Below are 18,395 nucleotides of genomic sequence, written 5' to 3'. Positions count from 1 at the left end.
CGGGAGGCGGGGTGGAACCGGGAGGCCGGCCGGCGTCGGGGTCCGGGGCGGCCGCCCCGGACCCGCAGGAGCGGATCAGCACCCGGGAGGCGGCCCGGCGGCTGGGGGTGAAGCCGGAGACGCTGTACGCCTACGTCAGCCGCGGGCTGCTGGACAGCCGCCGCGCGCACGGCGGCCGGGGCAGCACCTTCGACCCGGGGCAGGTCGCGGCGCTGGCCAGGCGGGGGCGGCCCGCGGCGCCGTCCGACCCGGCGGCCGGCGCGTCGGGCGGGACGGCACGCGAGGTGGGCGCCGCGGGCGCCGCCGGCACACCCGAGGGCTGGGGGCGGCTCCGTACCGGCATCACCCTGATCGGCCCCGACCGGTACTACTTCCGGGGCGTCGACGCGGTGGAGCTCGCCGCGTCCCACGGCTACGAGGAGGTCGCCGAGTGGCTGTGGACCGGGGCGCTGCGGCCGGGCACGCGCTTCGAGGCCGCGCCGGGGCCGCTGGCCGCGGCCCGCACGACGGCCGCCGCGCTGCCGGCCGGCAGCGGCCCGATGGACCGGCTGCGGGTCGCCGTCGCGGCCGCGGCGAGCGCGGACCCGCTGCGCTTCGACCTGTCCGAAGCCGCGGTCCTGGGGACCGCGCGCAGCCTGATCGCCACGCTGGTGGACGCGCTGCCGCCGGCCGGCGGCACCCGACATGGCGTCGGCAGCGGCGAGGGGGACGAGGGGGACGCCCCGCTGGCCGCGCGGCTGTGGCCGAAGCTGACCACCGCCCCGGCCGACGAGGCGGCGCTGCGCGTCCTGGACACGGCGCTCTCGCTGCTGATCGACCACGACCTGGCGGCGTCCACCCTCGCGGCCAGGGTCGCCGCGTCGGCCCGGGCGCATCCGTACGCAGTCGTCTCGGCCGGGCTCGGCGCGCTCGACGGACCGCTGCACGGCCAGGCCAGCGCCCTCGCCCACCGCATGCTCGCCGAGGTCGCGGCACAGGGCGGCGCCGGTCCGGTCGTCGCCGAGTACCTGCGGGCCGGGCAGCGCGTCCCCGGGCTCGGGCACCGGCTCTACCGGGGCGAGGACCCGCGCGCCCGCGCCCTGTTCGCGCTGCTCGACGAGGTGCCCTCCGCCGCGGCCGCGCTCGGCGACGCCCGCGAGGTGCTCGCCACGGCGGCCACCCGCCACCGCGACCTGCACGCCAACGTCGACCTCGCGCTCGGCGTGCTCTCCGTCTCCCACGGGATGCCGCCCCAGGCGGGGGAGACGGTCTTCGCGGTCTCCCGCACCGCGGGCTGGATCGCCCACGCGCTGGAGGAGTACGCCGAGCCGCCGCTGCGGATGCGCCTGGTCGGGGCCTACGCGGGCCCGCGCCCCGGCCGCCCCCTCCCGGAGGCCGAGCGGGACTGACCGGGGTCCACCGGGTGTCCACGGGGCCACGGGGGCGGCCGGAATCCGCCGGCCCGACCGCGGTGCCGGGGGGCGCTTCCGGACGCGTCAGACGCCGGTCAGCCGCGGCACCCGCCCGACCAGCTCGGCCCACTCCGCGTCGGTCTGGCCGGGCACCATGCGGCCCGCGGACTGCCACTGGGCGACGAGGGCGGAGAAGAGGGGCGCGTCGGGCGTCTGCAGAACCGTTACGCCAGGGACCGGAGCGCTGACCTGGCGCCAGGCCACCGGTGTCCCGCCGGAAGGGGCCGCTGCGGTGCCGTTGACCGTCAGATCCTGGCGAATCCACTTCGTTGCTGCCATACGCCGATCAACGAGGACGAGTGGGGTGCGCCACTACGCCGGCGGGCGCGGCACACGAACGAGTGACAGCGCCGTCGCACCGCGCCGGAATTTCCGGCAGCCGCCGCCCGTTCAAGGGGCATGAGCACTGTGGAGCTGACCAAGGAGAACTTCGACGAGGTCGTGTCCGACAACGACTTCGTCCTCATCGACTTCTGGGCCGCCTGGTGCGGGCCGTGCCGGATGTTCGCGCCTGTGTACGACAAGGCGTCGGAGAAGCACGGCGACCTCGTCTTCGCGAAGGTCGACACGGAGGCGCAGCCGGAGCTGGCGGCCGCCTTCCAGATCCAGTCGATCCCGACGCTGATGATCGTGCGCGACAAGGTCGCGGTCTTCGCGCAGCCGGGTGCCCTGCCCGAGCCCGCGCTGGAGGACGTCATCGCCCAGGCCCGCGCGCTGGACATGGCCGAGGTGCGCAAGGCGGTCGCCGACGCGCAGGCCGGCGGCGCCGAGGGCGGCGCGGAGAGCGCCTCCGCCTGACCGGTCCGGTCCCGGTGGACCCCCTCCGCGGTGAAGCTTCGTTCGCACGCCGGGCGGGGTTCACCGCTGACAGGGCGCCTGCGGACGGGGCCCGGCGCGGGTTCTCCGTGCGGCGCGCCCGGCCGGCCGCGGCATTGTCGGTGGGGGGACCTAGGGTCGGGGTGTGGTGGAGAGCGTGGTGGCCGTCGTGCCGGACCCGGTGGGGTCCGGAGGGCGGTGGTGCGCGCTCGGAGCGGACGCGGGGGCGGCGGGCCCCGTGGAGTCGGTGCCGGACCTGGCCGCGGCGGTGGCGCGGCGCGAGGCGGCCGAGCGGCCGCGCTGGGTGTGGGCGGCCACGGACGAGATGTACCCGTGGCTGCTGGAGCGCGCGCCGGTCAGGCCGGCGCGCTGCCATGACGTGAAGCTCGTCGAGTCGCTGCTGCTGGGGATGGCGGGGCGACACGGCCGGCCGCGCTCGCTCGGCGCCGCCTGGGCGCGTCTGCACGACCTGCCCGAACCGCCGGACGCGCCGGAGGCCGGCGCGGACGACCAGCCGGTGCTGTTCGCCGCCGACCGGCAGCACCTGCCCCAGGACGCCGACCCGTTGACCGCCCTGATCGCCGTCTACGCCGACCAGCGGCGCCGGATCGCCGCGAGCGAGCACCCGGACCGCACACTGCTGCTGTGCGCCGCCGAGTCCGCGGGCGCGCTGGCCGCGGTCGAGATGGGCCGCGACGGCCTGCCGTGGAGCGCGACCGTCCACGACGAACTCCTCGTCGGCCTGCTCGGCCCCCGCCCGGCCGGCGGCGCCCGCCCCGCGCTGCTCGGCGACCTCTCGCTGCGCCTCCAGCAGGCGCTGGGCCGGCCGGTCAACCCCGACTCCCCCGCCCAGGTACTGCCCGCCTTCGCCCGCGTCGGCGTCCACCTGCGCACCACCCGATCGCACGAACTGCGCGAGGTGGACCACCCGGCCGCCGCGCTCCTGCTGCGCTACAAGGAGCTGTCCCGCATCCACGCCGCCCACGGCTGGGCGTGGCGCGAGGCGTGGGTGCGTTCGGGCCGGTTCCGGCCGGAGTACGTGGTCGGCGGGGTGGTGTCCGGGCGGTGGGCGACGCGGGGCGGCGGCGCGCTCCAGATCCCCCGGCTGCTGCGCGGCGCGGTGGTCGCCGACCCCGGGCACCGGTTGGTGGTGGCGGACGCCGGCCAGCTCGAACCGCGGGTGCTGGCCGCGATGTCCGGCGACGCGGGGCTGGCGCGGGCGGCGTCCGCCGGGGACCTCTACGCGGCGCTCGCCCTCGACGCGTTCTCCGGTGACCGGCCGCGCGCGAAGATCGCGCTGCTCGCGGCGATGTACGGCCAGACCAGTGGCGAGGCCGGGCAGTTGCTCGCGGTCATGCGGCGCCGCTTCCCCGCCGCGCTCGCCCTGGTGGAGGCGGCCGCCCGCACCGGCGAGGCCGGCGGCGTCGTACGCTCGCGGCTCGGCCGCACCTCGCCCACGCCGTCGGCGAGTCGATTCGTCGACACCGACGGAGCGGACGATGCCGGGACCGCCGACACCGACGGGGCCGCCTCCGCCGGGCAGCGGGCCGCCCGCTCCTGGGGGCGCTTCACCCGCAACTTCGTGATCCAGGCCAGCGCCTCCGACTGGGCGCTGGCGATGCTCGCCGCGCTCCGCCGCCGGCTGGCCGCGATCGGCCCCGAACCGCGGCTCGTCTTCTTCCAGCACGACGAGGTCATCGTGCACGCCCCCGCGGAGTTGGCGGCCGCGGTCGAAGCAGCGGTCGCCGCGGCAGGCGACGAGGCCCGCCGCCTCGTCTTCGGCCCGACCCCGGTACCGTTCCCGCTGGAGACCCACGCGGTGACGTGCTACGCGGACGCGAAGTAGCGGCGCGGCGTCGCGGGTTCGAGTCCCGTCACTCACCTGCCGCCCTGCCCGGCGCGTGCCCGCGCGGAGTGCGGCGGACGGGGTGAGGGGCGGGGCCGGGCCGGTCACGCCGGAGTCCGCCGCGCCCGTTCGTATGGTGTCCCCTGAGCGGCGGGGCGCAGGGTGCCGGGGCAGGGGTCGGGGCCGGACGCTCCCGCACACTCCTTCGGCAGGGGGTGCCCGCACGGCGGAAGGGCGGGCGCCGGGCGCGGAGGGTGTCAGAGCTCGCCGCGGCGGACCAGCAGCGCCAGCACCACGGCACCGGGGATCAGCGGCAGCCACGTGGTGAGCAGGCGGTAGCCGAGGACCGCCGAGGTGGCGGCGACCCCGGAGGCACCCGCGGTGACCAGCGCGAGCGCCAGCGCCGCGTCCAGCGAACCGATCCCCGCCGGTGTCGGCAGCCACCCCGCCGCGGTGCTGGCGCACAGGTACGCCACGATGGCCCCGCTGACCGGCACCGGCGCGTGCACCGCGCGGACCACGGCGACCACCACCGCGCCATGCATCAGCGGGAAACCGAGCGAACCGCCCCACAGGGCGGCCGTCCGGGACCGGTCGCGGTGCACCGCCCGCACGTCGTGGGCGACCGAGGCGACGAAGCCGCGCAGCCGGGCGCCGAGCCGGCGTGCGTACCGCAGCAGCAGCACGATCCCGACGACCGCGGCGGCGGCGCCGACCACGAGCAGCGCCGGGTGGTCCGGGAGGGTGGGCCGCCCGGCGACCACCCGCCGGATGTGCAGCGCGTCGGGGAAGACCAGCAGTGCCGCCAGCAGCAGCGCCACGCGCCCGACCACGGCCGCCGCCGCGCGCACCGCGAGGGCGGCCAGGGCGGCGGTGGGGGTCATGCCGCGCCGGACCAGGAAGCGCAGGTTCACCGCGTTGCCGCCGACGCCGGCCGGCAGCACGTGGTTGGCGGCCGAGGCGGCGAACTGCGCGGCCAGCAGCCGTCCGGGCGGGACCGGGCGGAGCACCGCGCCCTGGAGTGCGACGGCGGAGAAGACCCAGGTCATGACCGCGGCCAGGCAGGCGGCCGCGAGCCACTCGCCGTCGGCGGAACCGAGCTGCCCCGCACCGGAGTCGATGAGCGTCCACTTGCTGGCCAGCAGCGCCGCGACGGCGAGGAGGGGCAGCGCCATCACCGTCGACCGTACGGAAGCGCGCTGCCACAGGGCTCCATCGGTGCGTGCGACGGACACGGCGACTCCTCGGCGTGGGGACGGCTCCCCCAGGCTAGGACCTGGCGGAGCCGGTCTCCTACCCACACACGGCCGCATGGGTCAAAGTGCTGCGGAACATCAGTCGACAGGGGGATTTCGCGTCCTGGCACCCGCGGTGGACGACGGCGCCGGTCCCCGCGGCGCGGGGCGGCCACCTCCGCGGCAGGGGGCGCCCGCGCCCGCCTCGACGCCTCGACGCCCCGGCCCCTCCCCCGGCCCCGGGCGCACAGGCGCCCCGGAACCGCGGCCGCCGGCCCGCGGCGAGGCGCGGACCGGCGGCTCTTCCCTCAGCGCGACCGGGCGGCGGTGAGAGGTCCGCCCCCGGCCGTCCCGGGCAGCGGATCAGGCGGCGGGCGCCGTCCACTGCTGATTGGCGGCACCGGTGCAGGTCCAGATCTGCAGCCGGGTGCCGTTGGCCGAACTCGGCCCGGTGGCGTCGAGGCACTTGCCCGAGCCGGTGTTGACCAGTTCGCCGTTCGGCCCTCTGGTCCACTGCTGGGCCGCGGTGCCGTTGCAGTCGTACAACTGTGTCGTGGTGCCGTCGGCGGTGCCGGCCGACGTCACGTCCAGGCACTTGCCCAGCGCCTGGAGGGTGCTGCCGGAGGCGGTCCACTGCTGGGCCGACGTGCCGTTGCAGTCGTAGAGCTGGACGGCGGTGCCGTTGGCGGAGCTGGCACCGGCGACGTCGGCGCACTTGCCGCCGTAACCGGTGATCGTGCCGGTGTGGCCGGGCGAGGTGCCGCCGCTGCCGGCCTGGGTGCCGGACCAGGTGAAGGTGGCCGAGGCGCCCGCGGGCATGGTGTAGGTGAAGTGCTCGTTGCCCCAGTTGACGGTGACCGGCTGCGCCGAGGTGGACTCGTTGTAGGCGATCAGCGCCTTGGAGCCGTCCGGGTTCTTCCACGCCACGTTGCGGATCGTGGAGTTGTCGGCGGAGCTGATCCGGTGCGCGCCGGGCCGCACGAACTTCGTCAACTGGCCCATCGTGTAGTACTCGATGGTGTAATCGACCTGCCCGCTGCGGCTGTCGCCGTTGTGCACGGTGACCAGGCCGGTGCAGGTGCCGCACCCGCCGTTGTGCGGGCCCATGTTCTGATCGACCGCCAGGCTCCACTTGACCCAGCTCTGGCCCCAGTTGCGGGTGTAGTCGATCAGGTTCTCCATGTCCTCCTTCTGCTGGTTGCCGATCCAGGTGCCGCCGGAGTGCTCGGTGTCGAAGTCCGGCACGGCGGGGTACTTGTCGTGGATGGTGGTCTGCTCGCTGGTGCTGCCCTCGTAGCCGTGCCAGGCGATCCCGCCGAAGTTGGGGTCGTTGCGGATCGAGGCGTCGTCCACGGTCGGCGCGGCGTAGCTGTCGTACGAGTCGGGGTTCCAGTCCAGTGCGAGCACCTTCGTGGACAGGCCCGCGGAGTGCAGCGCCGGGAGCAGGTCGTTCTTGGTGAAGTAGGCCAGCCCGGAGCCGTTCCAGTTCGCGCCCGGGTAGTCGCCGCCGACGGTCGGCTCGTTCTGCACCGAGACGTAGTCGATCGGTACGCCCGCGGCCTGGTACCCCTGGATGTACTTCACGAAGTACTGCGCGTAGGCGGCGTAGTACTGCGACTGGAGCCAGCCCTGCACGTAGCTGTCGTTGTCCTTCATCCACGGCGGCGGGGTCCAGGGCGTCGCCATCACCGTGACGTCCGGGTTGATCTGCTCGGCCTGCTTGGTCAGCGGCAGGACGTCCGTCTGGTCGTGGGCGAGCGAGAAGTGGGCGAGCGTCGGGTCGGTCTGGCCGGCCGGCATGTCGTCGTACGTGTAGCTGTTGCGGGCCAGGTCGGAGGCGCCCATCGGGTTGCGCAGGAAGTCCAGCCCGATCCCGTTCACCGGGTCGAAGAGCTTCTGCATGACGGAGTTGCGGGTCGAGGCCGACAGGGCGCCGCTGGAGTTGAGCAGGTAGGCGGCGGTGTCGGTGAACGACGCGCCGCCACCGGTGAACTGCTGGTACTGCGTGCCCTCGTCCACCGTGACCTGCTGGCCGGAGCCGCCGGTGCCGGAGGAGAAGGCGAGCGGGGCCTGTTGCTCCAGGCCCTTCGTGACGTTGCGGCCACCGGAGTCGCTGGTGGTCGTGAGGTACACCTGGACGCTCTCACCGGCCGCGTGCGCGGTGGCCGGCATGGCGAGCATGGGCGTGACGGCGGCCGCGGCAGCCGTCACCACCCCGACGAGGGTGCGCCGCATCCGGGTTCCGCCCGCGCGGCTGCGCTGTGCTGCGCTCATGGTTCGTTGCCTTTCTCGGCAAGGTGGCATGGGCTGACATGTCGTCCTGCGTGCCGTACGCCGTGCGCCCGGGCAACCGTGCGGCGAGGGGGCCCGCACGCTCGTTCCCGGGAGTGCCCCGGTGTTCCCGGACTTGTTTCACGGCTTATATCGCGACGTGATTTAACTCGCGCTCCACAAGGCCGTCAAGGTGTCACGCACGGTTCGGAACGGTGAAACACCGTGAAACAAAAGGGCGTTGGCCACACCGCCCGCAGGGTCCGCGGACGCGGCTCCGGACGCGGGAAGGCGTCCGCCGGACGGGCGCGCGGGCCGGAACAGGGCGGAAAGGGGTCGGAGCAGGGGGAAGGAGCGATCGGGGCGGACGCGGCCGGCGTCCCCCCAGGCGGACGCGTACGCCGGACGACGCCACCGCCGGGCGGCGCCCACGTCGGACGATGCCCACGTCGGGCAGTGCCTGTGCCGGACGATGCCCACGTCGGACAGACCACGGGCGGGCGGCCCCCGGCGGGCCCTTCCGGGCGGGCGTCTACGCCGGGCGCACCACGGGCGGGACCGGGGCGGTGCTCCCCCGCGGCACCAGCACCGGCGGTTCGAGCAGAACGTCCGCCACCCGCTCCCCCCGGATGTGTGCGAGCAGCATCTCGGCGGCGCGGTGGCCGTACTCCGGCACCTGCCGGCTGACCGCGGTCAGCGCGGGGTGGACCAGCCGGCACAGCTCGCTGTCGTCCCAGGCGACGAGGGACAGGTCGACCGGCACCCGTACGCCCATCTCCTGGGTCACGCCGAGCGCGGCCACCGCCATCACGTCGTTGTCGTAGACGATGGCGGTGGGCCGCTGGGCGCTCGACAGCAGCCGCCGGGTGGCCCGGGCGCCGTCCTCCCCGGAGTAGTCGGTGTAGACGCAGGTGACCCCGCCCAGCCCGAGGTCGCCGGCCGCGGCCTCGAACGCCTCGCCGCGCTCGCGGGTGTGCACGAAGTGCGGCGGCCCCGCCACCCGCGCGATCTCGCGGTGCCCCAGGGCGGCGAGGTAGGACAGCGTCTCCCGGACCGCCGTCGCGTCGTCGATCCAGACCGACGGCACCCCGGACACGCGCCCCGTGTGGCCCACCGCGACGGCGGGCAGGCCCAGTTCGGCGAGCAGGTCGGGGCGCGGGTCGGGCTCGCGCAGGTCCACCAGGAGCACGCCGTCCACCCGGCGCTCGCCCCACCAGCGCCGGTACGCCTCCTCCCCCGCGCCGGCGTCCTCGGAGACCTGGAGCAGCAGCGCGGTGCCGGTGGCGGCGAGCCCCGCCTCGACGCCCGAGATCAGCCGCATGAAGAAAGGTTCGATGCCGAGCACCCACGCCGGACGGTCCACCACCAGACCGATGGCGCCGGCCCGGCCGTCGGACAGCGCACGGGCGGCGCTGCTGGGGTGCCAGCCCATCCGGGCCGCGATCTCCAGGATGCGCGCGCGGGTCCCCTCCGACACCCCCGGCTTGCCGTTGAGCGCGTAGGAGACCGCGCCCTTCGACACGCCTGCGGCCTCGGCGATGTCGGCGATCGTGGGGCGCTTCTTCGGGGACACGGGGGACATACGGCCTCGGGTGGGGCGGGGCCCGCGGGGGCGGGCCGTGTTCGGCGGTGCGGCCCGCCCAGCTTAACCACGCTGAACCGGTACGCCGCCGTGCGCGCCGCGGTGGCCGGCCCGCGGGGACGGCGCCGCTCGCTCAACCGGTTGAGCGCCGACCGCCTCGTCCGCGCCCGGACCGGCTCGGCCGCCGCGTCCGCACCCCGCGTCCGCACCCCGACCGGGTCGGCCGCCGGGCCCCGCGCCGCGCCGGCCCGCACGCGGCCCGCGTCGGCGAACGCCTCAGCCGCGCACCGCCGAGATCTCCAGCCGGACGTAGTCCGCGACGGGCTCGGCCAGCCGCTCCGCGACCGCCCGCACGAACGGCTCGCGGTCGTCCTCGGCCATGGTGTCCAGCCGGGGGCCGAGGATGAGGGTCGCGAGGAACGCCTCCAACTGCTCGCCCCGCTCGAACACCGCCGGGTCGGGGCGCAGCCGGACGTCGATGTCGGTGAACCCGGCCGCGGCGAGCCGCTCGCGGGTGTCCTCCTCGCCCGCGAACTCCCACGTGTCGGAGGAGGTGCCGGTGACGTCGGCGACGGCCGCGTTGACCGCGGCGATGTTGCCGCGGCCGCCGCAGTCGCTGACCAGGCGGGCCCCGGGCCGCATCCGCTCGGCGAGCGCGGCGAAGAGCGCGGAGTGGTCCTTGATCCAGTGGAAGGCGGCCACGCTGAAGACCGCGTCGACCCGGCCGTCGAAGGGCAGCGGCTCGGTCAGGTCGGCGAGGACGACCTCCACCCGGTCCAGCCGCCCGGCCAGCCGCTCCCGGAGCCGGTCCAGCATGTGGGCGGAACCGTCCACGGCGACGACCCGCCCGTCCGGCAGCCGGTCGAGCAGCCCCTCGGTGTCACGCCCGGTGCCGCAGCCGGCGTCGAGCACGCGCTCGTCGCCGCGCAGCGGCAGTCGTCCGAGTGTGCGCCGCCCCCAGCCGAGGTGCGGCAGCGGCAGGGAGTCGTAGGTCGTGGCGTCCCATTCCCGGGGCATGGCGCTCCAATCGTCGCGCGATCACCGCCGGACACCCGATGGCGGCGGTCCGGTGATCTTCGGCGCCACAGTACGCCCGGCCGCCCGCATGGTGATACGACCGTCTCACATAGTGGCGCGCGGGGTGTGTCGGGACGTCCAGACGGGGGTGCGGTCCTTGTCCACCAGGGCCGCGCGCACGCCTTCGTGGAAGTCGGGCTCGCGGGCCGTGCGGCAGGCGCTCTCCAGCTCGTTGGCGAGGCACTCCGCCAGGCTCGCGTCCGCGCCCGCGCGCAGCAGGTCGAAGGTGATGTCCAGGCTCATCGGGCTGGCCGCGTCGAGCACCGCGAGGGTGTCCTCCGCCCAGGCCCGGTCCGGGGCGTCCACGTCGGCGGCCTCCGCCACGAGCCGGCCGCGCACCCGCGCCAGGTCCGGCGCCGAGAAGCAGCGCTCGATCGCCGCCCGGTGCCCGGCGAGTTCGGAGGGCGGGGCGGCCACCGCGAACCGCTCCAGCACCGCGTCCGGCCGCACGCCCCCCGCCCCGGTCAGCGCCTCCTCCAGCGCGGGCAGGTCGGCGGCGGGCACGTAGTGCGTGGCCAGCCCGCTCTCCACCGCGGCGGCGCCCGAGAGCCGCACCCCGGTCAGCCCGATGTACCAGCCGACCGCGCCGGGCAGCCGCGGCAGGAAGTGGGTCGCGCCGATGTCGGGGAAGAAGCCGATCGCCGTCTCCGGCATCGCCAGCACCGCCCGCTCGGTGGCCACCAGCGCCGAGCCGTGCACCGAGATCCCCAGCCCGCCGCCCATCGCGTAGCCGTCGACCAGCGCGGTGTACGGCTTGGGGTACTGCGCGATCAGCGCGTTCAGGGCGTACTCCGTGCTGAAGTAGGCGCGCACCGCCGCGTCGTCGCCGCGCATCCCCGCGGCGCGCATCGCCAGGATGTCGCCGCCTGCGCAGAACGCCTTCGGCGAGGTGCTGCGCACCACCACCGCCCGGACGGCCGGGTCCTCCCGCCAGCCGCGCAGCAGCCCGCCGAGGCCGCGGGCCATGTCCAGGTCCAGCGCGTTGAGCGCGCCCGGTCGGTCCAGTTCGACGACGCCCACGCCCGCGGCGGTGACCTCGCCCCGCACCGATGCCGAGGCTCCTGCCGTACCCATCTGCCGCTCCCGCCGCTCGCGCCGGCGGCACGCCCGACCTGCGGGGGTGCCCTCTTCCCACGGTCCGCCCGGACGGCGGTCCCGCACCGACCCTACGCGGCAGGTCGGCGCCTTGGTACGCTGCCCGGGAGCCGTGACTGGCGTGCTGGGATGGGTGCAACCATCGGGAAGCGGCTCGAGCTGGACGCAAGTGCCGTACGCCTGGGCCGCCCCGTTGTCGAACCTCCGGAGGACCCCGCCATGGCCGAGCCGTCCGTCACACCGCAGTCCCCGCCGTCCCGCCGGTCCGTCGAATCGACCGCGTTCCGCAGCGCGCTGGAGGTCATCCGGGGCGTCGAGCCGCGGGTCGCCGACGCGATCGCGGCCGAGGTCGCCGACCAGCGCGAGATGCTGAAGCTGATCGCGAGCGAGAACTACGCGTCGCCCGCCGTGCTGCTGGCGATGGGCAACTGGTTCAGCGACAAGTACGCCGAGGGCACCGTCGGCCGCCGCTTCTACGCCGGCTGCCGCAACGTGGACACCGTCGAGTCCCTCGCCGCCGAGCACGCCCGCACCGTCTTCGGCGCGGCGCACGCGTACGTCCAGCCGCACTCCGGCATCGACGCGAACCTCGTCGCGTTCTGGGCGGTGCTCTCGCAGCGGGTGGAGCGCCCGGCGCTGGAGAAGGCCGGCGCCCGCCAGGTCAACGACCTGTCCGAGGAGGACTGGGCCGCGCTGCGCGCCGACTTCGGCAACCAGCGGATGCTCGGCATGTCGCTGGACGCGGGCGGCCACCTCACGCACGGCTTCCGCCCGAACATCTCGGGCAAGATGTTCGAGCAGCGCAGCTACGGCACGGAGCCGACCACCGGCCTGGTGGACTACGACGCCCTGCGCGCGGCGGCCCGCGAGTTCCGGCCGCTCATCCTGGTCGCGGGCTACTCCGCCTACCCGCGCCTGGTCAACTTCCGGATCATGCGGGAGATCGCCGACGAGGTCGGGGCCACCCTCATGGTGGACATGGCGCACTTCGCCGGCCTGGTCGCGGGCAAGGTGCTCACCGGCGACTTCGACCCGGTGCCGCACGCCAACATCGTCACCACGACCACGCACAAGTCGCTGCGCGGCCCGCGCGGCGGCATGGTGCTGTGCGACGACTCGCTCGCCGAGCACGTGGACCGCGGCTGCCCGATGGTGCTCGGCGGCCCGCTGCCGCACGTGATGGCGGCCAAGGCAGTGGCCCTCGCGGAGGCGGGCCGGCCCGAGTTCGGCACGTACGCGCACGCCGTGGTGGACAACGCCCGGTCCCTCGCCGAGGGCCTGCTGCGGCGCGGCGCCAAGCTGGTCACCGGCGGCACCGACAACCACCTCGCGCTGATCGACGTCTCCTCCTACGGCCTGACGGGCCGTCAGGCGGAGGCGGCGCTGCTGGACGCGGGCATCGTCACCAACCGCAACTCGGTGCCGCAGGACCCGAACGGCGCCTGGTACACCTCCGGCATCCGCATCGGCACCCCCGCCCTCACCACCCGCGGGCTCGGCGCGCCGGAGATGGACGAGATCGCCGGCCTCATCGACACGGTGCTGACCGCCGCCACGCCCGCCGCCGCGGCCAAGGGCGGGACGTCGAAGGCGAACTACGTACTGGACCCGGCCGTCGCCGAGCAGGTCGCGGCGCGTTCCTCGGACCTGCTCGCCGGCTTCCCCCTCTACCCGGGCATCGACCTGAGCTGACCGACCCGGCGGCCAGTCCCCGGCAGCCGCCGCACGACACGGCCCGCCCCGAACGCCAACGCGCGTACGGGAGCGGGCCGTTGCCCTGTGCGGGGCGGTTGCTCGGGGCGGGGACGTTGTTCGGGGCGGGGGGCTGTGCCCTGTGGGAGGCGGTACCCCCGGGGCCGCGGGTCTTCCGGCGCCGGGCGGCCCGGCTCTCCCGGCCGCTCAGGTGAAGGACCAGATGACGCCGTGGTTGGCGACGGTCACCGCGACCATGATCGCCAGGTCGGCGACGCCGAGCGCCAGGCCGAGGGCCGCGCGGCCGCGGCGGCGGGTGCCGCGGGCGAACGCGACGAGTGCCAGCACCACGGCGGCGGGGCCGAGCACGACGTTGAGCACGAGCAGGCCGGGCAGGCCGAGCAGGAAGGAGGCGACGGCCATGCCGTCGGCGTCACGGACGTTGCGCGGGACGGCGCCGGTCGCCCGGGCGGTGCCCCGTCCGGTGGGGCGGGGGGCGCCGGTGCGCGTGGCCGGGGAGCCGGCGTCGACCGGGTGCGCTGCGGTGTTCACGGTGTTCCTCCCGGAAACGGTCGGGTCTTCCGGGCCGCCGGTCGGGCGGCGCCGGACGGGCGGCCCGCTCAGCGGTGGCGGCGGGCGATGCCCTCGCGGACGGCGAAACCGAGCAGCCAGGCCGCGATGGCGGCGGCCAGGACGGTGAACACCGCGAGCGAGGTGTGGGCGGCGGCACCCATCAGGATGCCCATCCCCAGCAGGAGGACGACGAGGCTCATGTCTGCTGCACCTCCAGCGAGTCGAGATTTCGGATGACAGTTGTTCACTGACTTCTCCAGTCTACGGTGGCCAAAGTCGGAGAACGGTTGTTTACTGAATGACATGAGTCACACTTCCGACAGCCCGCGGGACAGTCCGGCCGGCCGGACAACCCGCGCGCCGGGGGCGGCCGTTGCCGCACCGCCGACCTCCGCGGGGCGGCCGGCCGGGGAGCCCCGGCCGGGCACCCGCCAGGCCCAGAAGCAGCAGACCCGGCGGGCCCTGCTCGACGCGGGCCTGCGGCTGCTGGAGCACCAGAACCTCAGCAGCCTCGGACTGCGCGAGCTGACCCGGGAGGTCGGCGTCTCGCCAGCCGCGTTCTACCGGCACTTCCCCGACATGGACGGCCTCGGCGTCGCCCTGGTCGGCGAGGCGCTGGGCAGCCTGCACGAGGTGGTCCGCGCGGTGCTGGCCGACGGCGCCGACGGGTCCGCCCCCGACGCCCTGATCGACCGGACCGTCGCCATCACCGCGGCGTACGTCGACGCGCACCGCCCGCACGTCCGCTTCATCGCGCGCGAGCGGCACGGCGGGGTGCGCACCGTACGGGAGGCCATCGCGGCCGAACTCGGCCGGTTCACCGACGAGGTGGCCGCCGGACTGGCCGTACAGCCCGCGTCGGACGGCTGGACGGCCGCCGAACTCCACGTGCTCGCCGGGCTCCACGTCGACCACATGGTGGCGACCGCGGCCGAACTGCTGGAGGCGCCGCTCGGCGACGCGGCGGAGCGGGACCGGATCATGCGGGCGGCGCGGCTGCGGATGCGGATCATCAGCGTGGGCCGGCTGCACTGGCTCGACCCGGACTGAGGCCCCGGGAGGAGCGGCCGGGCCCGCGGGGCGCCCGCCGGGCAGACGGCCGGACCGGCGCGAGGGCGCGCCATGGGCCCGGCCGGGGGTGGACGCGAGGGGGCGCGAACTGGGCCTTTTGGAGTCGGTACGGACCGGTCGCCCGTCCGCACCGGCTCTCCCCCGCCGGCCCGCGCCCCCCTCGTGCACCACGGCACCCATGAGCGCCGTCCCCCGATCATGGGACGGCCCACCGCCCGAAGGGAGGACGGAACGCGCCACCTGCTGGTCGAAACACGCCAGATCACGCGTAGGCTGCTGGGGCGTCCCCGGCAGGCCGCCGCGGGACGCCAAGGACGACCGCCGACCGCCGACCGCCGACCGCCGGAGTGCCGGTATGCCGCCAGCAGCGCCCCTCGCCGATCCGCCGGCCCCCCACCCGGGACCGGCCGCGCGCCTCCACCCGCCGCCGTGCCGTGGGCACGCCGGTCCCGGCGGCCCCCGCGAGCCCGGCACGGACGGCGGAAGCGGCGCGGGCGACGGAAGCGGCCCGCACGGCGCGGGCGACACGGACGGCGCCCACGACACGGACGACGGGTACGACGCGGACGACGGGTACGACGAATACGGCGGGACGGGCCGCGACAGCCGCGCGCACCCCGCCGGCGTCACGGAAGTCCCGCCGCACACCGACGCCGTGGTGGTGCCCCGCCTCATCGCCACCGCCGCGACGAGCAGCGCGCACGAGGCCGAACAGCTCGCGCGGTCCGCGGGGTTGCCGCACGTGCTGGCCCAGCCGGAGACGGCCCGCACCTCCTCCGCGGACACCTACCGGCTGTGGGGCGCGGTGCTGGCCCGCACCGGACGCGGGGACGCGGGTCTGCTGGCGGCGGCCGGCTACCGGCCCGGCCTGCTCGACGTGTTCGACTACCTGATGACCTCGGCGCCGACCGTCGGCGAGGGCCTTGCCCGCGGGGCGGCCCACATCCACCTGATCAGCAGCAACTCGGTGCTGCACATCGAGGAGTCAGGCGACGAGGTGACCATCGGCTACGGCGCGCGCCGCGCCGACGACAACCTGCGCTGGGTGGTGGCGGAGTTCGCGATGGCGGTGCTCACCACCCAGTTGCGGCACTCGACCGGACGCGAGCTCTCCCCGGTCCGCGTGGAGTTCGCCCATCGGGCGCCGCGGCGGCAGGCGTCCCACCGGGAGGCGTTCGGGCGCGCCCGGCTGGAGTTCGGCGCGGACGCCGACGCGCTCACCCTGCACCGGCGGGACCTGGAACTGCCGTTGGACACCGCCGATCCCGCGCTGGCCGCGATCATGCTGCGCGCGGCGGCCACGATGCCGCCGCCCCGGACGCCGCCGACCGCCGCCCCGCCCGCCCCGCCGCCGCCCGTTCCCGGGCTGCGCGAGGTGATCGCCACCCAGCTCCCGAAGGGACGGCCCTCGTTGACGGAGGCGGCGCGGCACCTCGCGATCAGCCCGCGCACCCTGCAACGCCGCCTCGGCGACTCGGGCACCACCTGGCGGGCCGAACTGGACGCGGTACGGCACGAGCAGTGGCTGCGGCAGGAGGACTCGGCGCCGGCGCAGCGCGCGGCGCGGCTGGGCTTCGCCGAGTCGCGCTCGCTGCGGCGCGCGATGAGCCGCTGGGAGGCGGACGCACCGGACGACGGGTCCGGTGGCGGGGGGACCCGTGGCGGCGGCGCACCCGGCGACACGGGGACGGACCACGGGTCCGGCGGACCACAGGAGGCGGGCGGGGCGTGACCGGCGGAACCGGGCGGGACCGGTACGACGAGGGCGGCGACCCGGTGTGCTGGCTGGACCGGGTGTGCGAGGAGTGCGGCGCCTTCCGGGAGACGTCCGCCCCCGACTGCGCCCGCTGCGGCACCCCCTTCCCGGGCGCCCGCCCGGGAAGGCCCGCCGGACCGCCCCCGCTCCCACCGGAGGACGACGGGCCCGGCGGCGGGAGTGCCACGCCACCGCGGACCGGACACGAACCGCCCGGCCGGCGGGCGGAGCCGTGACCGCCGGCGCCGTCCTGGTCTTCAGCGCGACAGCCGGATACCGGCACGCGTCGATACCCGCGGGAGCCGCGGCCCTCGCGGAACTCGCCGAGCGGCAGGGCATGCCCGCCCGCCACACCGAGGACCCGGGCGACCTGCGTCCCGACGCGCTGGCCGGCTGCGCGGTCGTGGTCTTCCTCTCCCCCACCGGCGAGGTCCTGCACGACCGGGCCCGGGCCGCACTGCGCGGCTTCGTCACCGGCGGTGGCGGCTTCCTCGGCGTCCACGCGGCGGCCTGCGCGGAGTACGACTGGCCCTACTACGGCGAGTTGCTGGGCGCCCGCTTCGACGGGCACCCCCCGGTCCAGCCAGCCGACGTGCACGTGCACGACCGTACGCACCCCGCGACCGCGCACCTTCCGGCCGTCTGGCGCTGGACCGACGAGTGGTACGACTTCCGCGCCGGACCGGCCGGGCGGGGCGTCCGGGTGCTCGCCTCGGCCGACGGGACGTCGTACGAGGGCGGCGCGACGGGGGCCGACCACCCGCTGGTGTGGTGCCACCGGGCAGGCGCGGGACGGGTGTTCTACACCGCGCTCGGCCACCTCGGATCCGCCTACGCCGACCCGGACTTCCGCGGCCATCTCGGCGGCGCGCTGCGGTGGTGCGCCGGCGCGGCGGAGTAGGGCTCGTCCCCAGCGCGCGCAGGGGGCGCGCGTTTGAACGTACACGCCCGTAATTCCGGCCTTTCGTGTATTCCTCGGGCGACCGCGCTACTACGCTGAGTGGCTGGCAGGTAAGTGGCGGCGCCGGGGAGTCGGGAGGGCCGTATGGACGCTGGGCCTGCACGGGCGGTGGAGACGGACGTCGTACGGGCGGGGGGACGGCCCGCCGAGCAACTGGCCCGCTTACTGGGCCGCGCCGGGAACGGCGCGCAGGCCGCGCGGCACCTCGCCGAGGCGCGGGACGCGTTGATGCACTACTGCGGCCTCCAGTCCTGCCGGCACGCCAAGGGGCCGCCCCGGGCGATGGACCGGCGCACCTACCGGCACAGCTTCCTGCTGCCGGACGGCTCGGTGCGGCTGGTGTGGGAACTGGAGCACGACACCGGACCGGGCGGCGAGCTGGTGCGCGCGGTCTTCACCGACCGCGGCGAACTGGCCCTGGCGGAGTGGGCGGCAGACGCGGCGTTCGGGCCGCCGCTGCCCCCGCGCACGGTCCCCGGCGCCGACGGGACCGGCGCATTCGCGGGCCTCGCACTGGACGGCGTGCGGGGGCTTTCGGAGCCGCCGGAACCGCCGGACGATCCGCTGCCGTCCGCGCCGCCGCCGTACGCCGAGCGGCCGGGCCGGCGCCGGGCGTACACCGAGGCCGGCTCCCCCGAGCACGCCCGCCGGCTGCTGCGGCGCGCGGCGAACACGAACCCGCCGGGCGAGGACGTCCGGGGCCGCCTGCACGCGGCCGTGGCCCACACCATCGGCATCGTGACCCGCCGCAGCACACGGATCGCCGGCCGCACGGTGTCCTGGTCGCTCTACGAGCACGCGTTCCTCCTGCCCGACGGCAGCGAGCTGAGCCTGTGGGAGATCGACCACACGCGCACCCCGAACGGCAACCCGGTGTGCGAGGTGTACGCCTCCCGCGACGCGGCGCTGGACACGGCGGTCCGCCGGATCGAGGCGGGCTGAGCCGGCGGCCCCGAGCACCCGGAGGGC

Annotated in this window: 17 protein-coding genes and 1 riboswitch; of the genes, 9 read left to right on the top strand and 8 right to left on the bottom strand. The window is 76.0% G+C overall.

From position 1 onward, the window contains the following. Window positions 1-11 precede the first annotated feature (11 nt). The gene (locus RVR_RS32630) at window positions 12-1,388 is read left to right on the top strand and encodes a citrate/2-methylcitrate synthase (protein WP_237405102.1); all 1,377 of its coding nucleotides are present in this window, start codon (window positions 12-14) and stop codon (window positions 1,386-1,388) included. 87 nt (window positions 1,389-1,475) lie between these two features. Here the strand turns inward: RVR_RS32630 and RVR_RS32625 are convergent, their stop codons facing one another. After that, entirely contained in the window at window positions 1,476-1,730 is a 255-nt protein-coding gene (locus tag RVR_RS32625) for a hypothetical protein (protein ID WP_202237523.1), read from the bottom strand. Window positions 1,731-1,850: 120 nt separating this feature from the next. Between RVR_RS32625 and trxA the strand changes: the two genes are divergently transcribed. Further along, complete coding sequence (trxA, locus tag RVR_RS32620) at window positions 1,851-2,249, top strand: thioredoxin (protein WP_202237522.1); 399 nt, start codon at window positions 1,851-1,853, stop codon at window positions 2,247-2,249. A 163-nt stretch (window positions 2,250-2,412) separates the two neighbouring features. Then, complete coding sequence (locus RVR_RS32615) at window positions 2,413-4,113, top strand: bifunctional 3'-5' exonuclease/DNA polymerase (RefSeq protein WP_202237521.1); 1,701 nt, start codon at window positions 2,413-2,415, stop codon at window positions 4,111-4,113. Between the two features lie 257 nt (window positions 4,114-4,370). Here RVR_RS32615 and RVR_RS32610 read toward each other — a convergent pair whose 3' ends face one another. The 5 genes from RVR_RS32610 to RVR_RS32590 form a co-directional block, all read right to left on the bottom strand. After that, the gene (locus RVR_RS32610; RefSeq protein ID WP_237405101.1) at window positions 4,371-5,348 is read right to left on the bottom strand and encodes a lysylphosphatidylglycerol synthase domain-containing protein; all 978 of its coding nucleotides are present in this window, start codon (window positions 5,346-5,348) and stop codon (window positions 4,371-4,373) included. Between the two features lie 363 nt (window positions 5,349-5,711). Further along, window positions 5,712-7,622 carry a ricin-type beta-trefoil lectin domain protein gene (locus RVR_RS32605; protein WP_346731489.1) on the bottom strand — a complete coding sequence of 637 codons (1,911 nt, stop codon included), beginning with the start codon at window positions 7,620-7,622 and terminating at the stop codon, window positions 5,712-5,714. Window positions 7,623-8,151: 529 nt separating this feature from the next. Further along, window positions 8,152-9,201 (bottom strand): LacI family DNA-binding transcriptional regulator, encoded by a 1,050-nt coding sequence (locus tag RVR_RS32600; protein WP_202237520.1) that lies wholly within the window; start codon window positions 9,199-9,201, stop codon window positions 8,152-8,154. Window positions 9,202-9,477: 276 nt separating this feature from the next. Next, window positions 9,478-10,218: a class I SAM-dependent methyltransferase gene (locus tag RVR_RS32595; RefSeq protein ID WP_202237519.1), complete on the bottom strand. Its 741-nt coding sequence runs from the start codon at window positions 10,216-10,218 to the stop codon at window positions 9,478-9,480. A 105-nt stretch (window positions 10,219-10,323) separates the two neighbouring features. Next, entirely contained in the window at window positions 10,324-11,352 is a 1,029-nt protein-coding gene (locus tag RVR_RS32590; protein ID WP_202237518.1) for an enoyl-CoA hydratase/isomerase family protein, read from the bottom strand. Between the two features lie 123 nt (window positions 11,353-11,475). After that, window positions 11,476-11,566: riboswitch (ZMP/ZTP riboswitch) on the top strand. Window positions 11,567-11,592: 26 nt separating this feature from the next. On the opposite strand from RVR_RS32590, the gene RVR_RS32585 reads away from it, so the two are divergent. After that, window positions 11,593-13,065: a glycine hydroxymethyltransferase gene (locus RVR_RS32585; RefSeq protein ID WP_202237517.1), complete on the top strand. Its 1,473-nt coding sequence runs from the start codon at window positions 11,593-11,595 to the stop codon at window positions 13,063-13,065. A 207-nt stretch (window positions 13,066-13,272) separates the two neighbouring features. Here RVR_RS32585 and RVR_RS39235 read toward each other — a convergent pair whose 3' ends face one another. After that, window positions 13,273-13,488 carry a DUF4190 domain-containing protein gene (locus tag RVR_RS39235; RefSeq protein WP_202239510.1) on the bottom strand — a complete coding sequence of 72 codons (216 nt, stop codon included), beginning with the start codon at window positions 13,486-13,488 and terminating at the stop codon, window positions 13,273-13,275. A 197-nt stretch (window positions 13,489-13,685) separates the two neighbouring features. Then, entirely contained in the window at window positions 13,686-13,838 is a 153-nt protein-coding gene (locus RVR_RS32575) for a hypothetical protein (protein ID WP_202237516.1), read from the bottom strand. A 103-nt stretch (window positions 13,839-13,941) separates the two neighbouring features. On the opposite strand from RVR_RS32575, the gene RVR_RS32570 reads away from it, so the two are divergent. The 5 genes from RVR_RS32570 (at window position 13,942) to RVR_RS32550 (ending at window position 18,368) form a co-directional block, all read left to right on the top strand. Further along, window positions 13,942-14,688, top strand: coding sequence for a TetR family transcriptional regulator (locus tag RVR_RS32570; RefSeq protein WP_202237515.1), 747 nt, complete (start codon window positions 13,942-13,944; stop codon window positions 14,686-14,688). A gap of 376 nt (window positions 14,689-15,064) precedes the next feature. Beyond that, the gene (locus RVR_RS32565; RefSeq protein ID WP_202237514.1) at window positions 15,065-16,441 is read left to right on the top strand and encodes an AraC family transcriptional regulator; all 1,377 of its coding nucleotides are present in this window, start codon (window positions 15,065-15,067) and stop codon (window positions 16,439-16,441) included. Further along, window positions 16,438-16,701: a hypothetical protein gene (locus RVR_RS32560; protein ID WP_202237513.1), complete on the top strand. Its 264-nt coding sequence runs from the start codon at window positions 16,438-16,440 to the stop codon at window positions 16,699-16,701. The genes RVR_RS32565 and RVR_RS32560 overlap by 4 nt, the downstream gene beginning before the upstream one ends. Then, on the top strand, window positions 16,698-17,366 hold the full coding sequence (locus RVR_RS32555; RefSeq protein WP_202237512.1) for a ThuA domain-containing protein: 669 nt from the start codon (window positions 16,698-16,700) through the stop codon (window positions 17,364-17,366). Before RVR_RS32560 ends, RVR_RS32555 begins: the two co-directional genes overlap by 4 nt. A 144-nt stretch (window positions 17,367-17,510) precedes the next feature. After that, entirely contained in the window at window positions 17,511-18,368 is an 858-nt protein-coding gene (locus RVR_RS32550) for a DUF6227 family protein (protein WP_202237511.1), read from the top strand. Window positions 18,369-18,395 lie beyond the last annotated feature (27 nt).

This window comes from Streptomyces sp. SN-593 (assembly GCF_016756395.1).
Taxonomy (GTDB): Bacteria; Actinomycetota; Actinomycetes; order Streptomycetales; family Streptomycetaceae; genus Actinacidiphila; species Actinacidiphila reveromycinica.
Note: the sequence above shows the minus strand (reverse complement) of the source record. Positions and strands in the feature narration are given on the sequence as shown.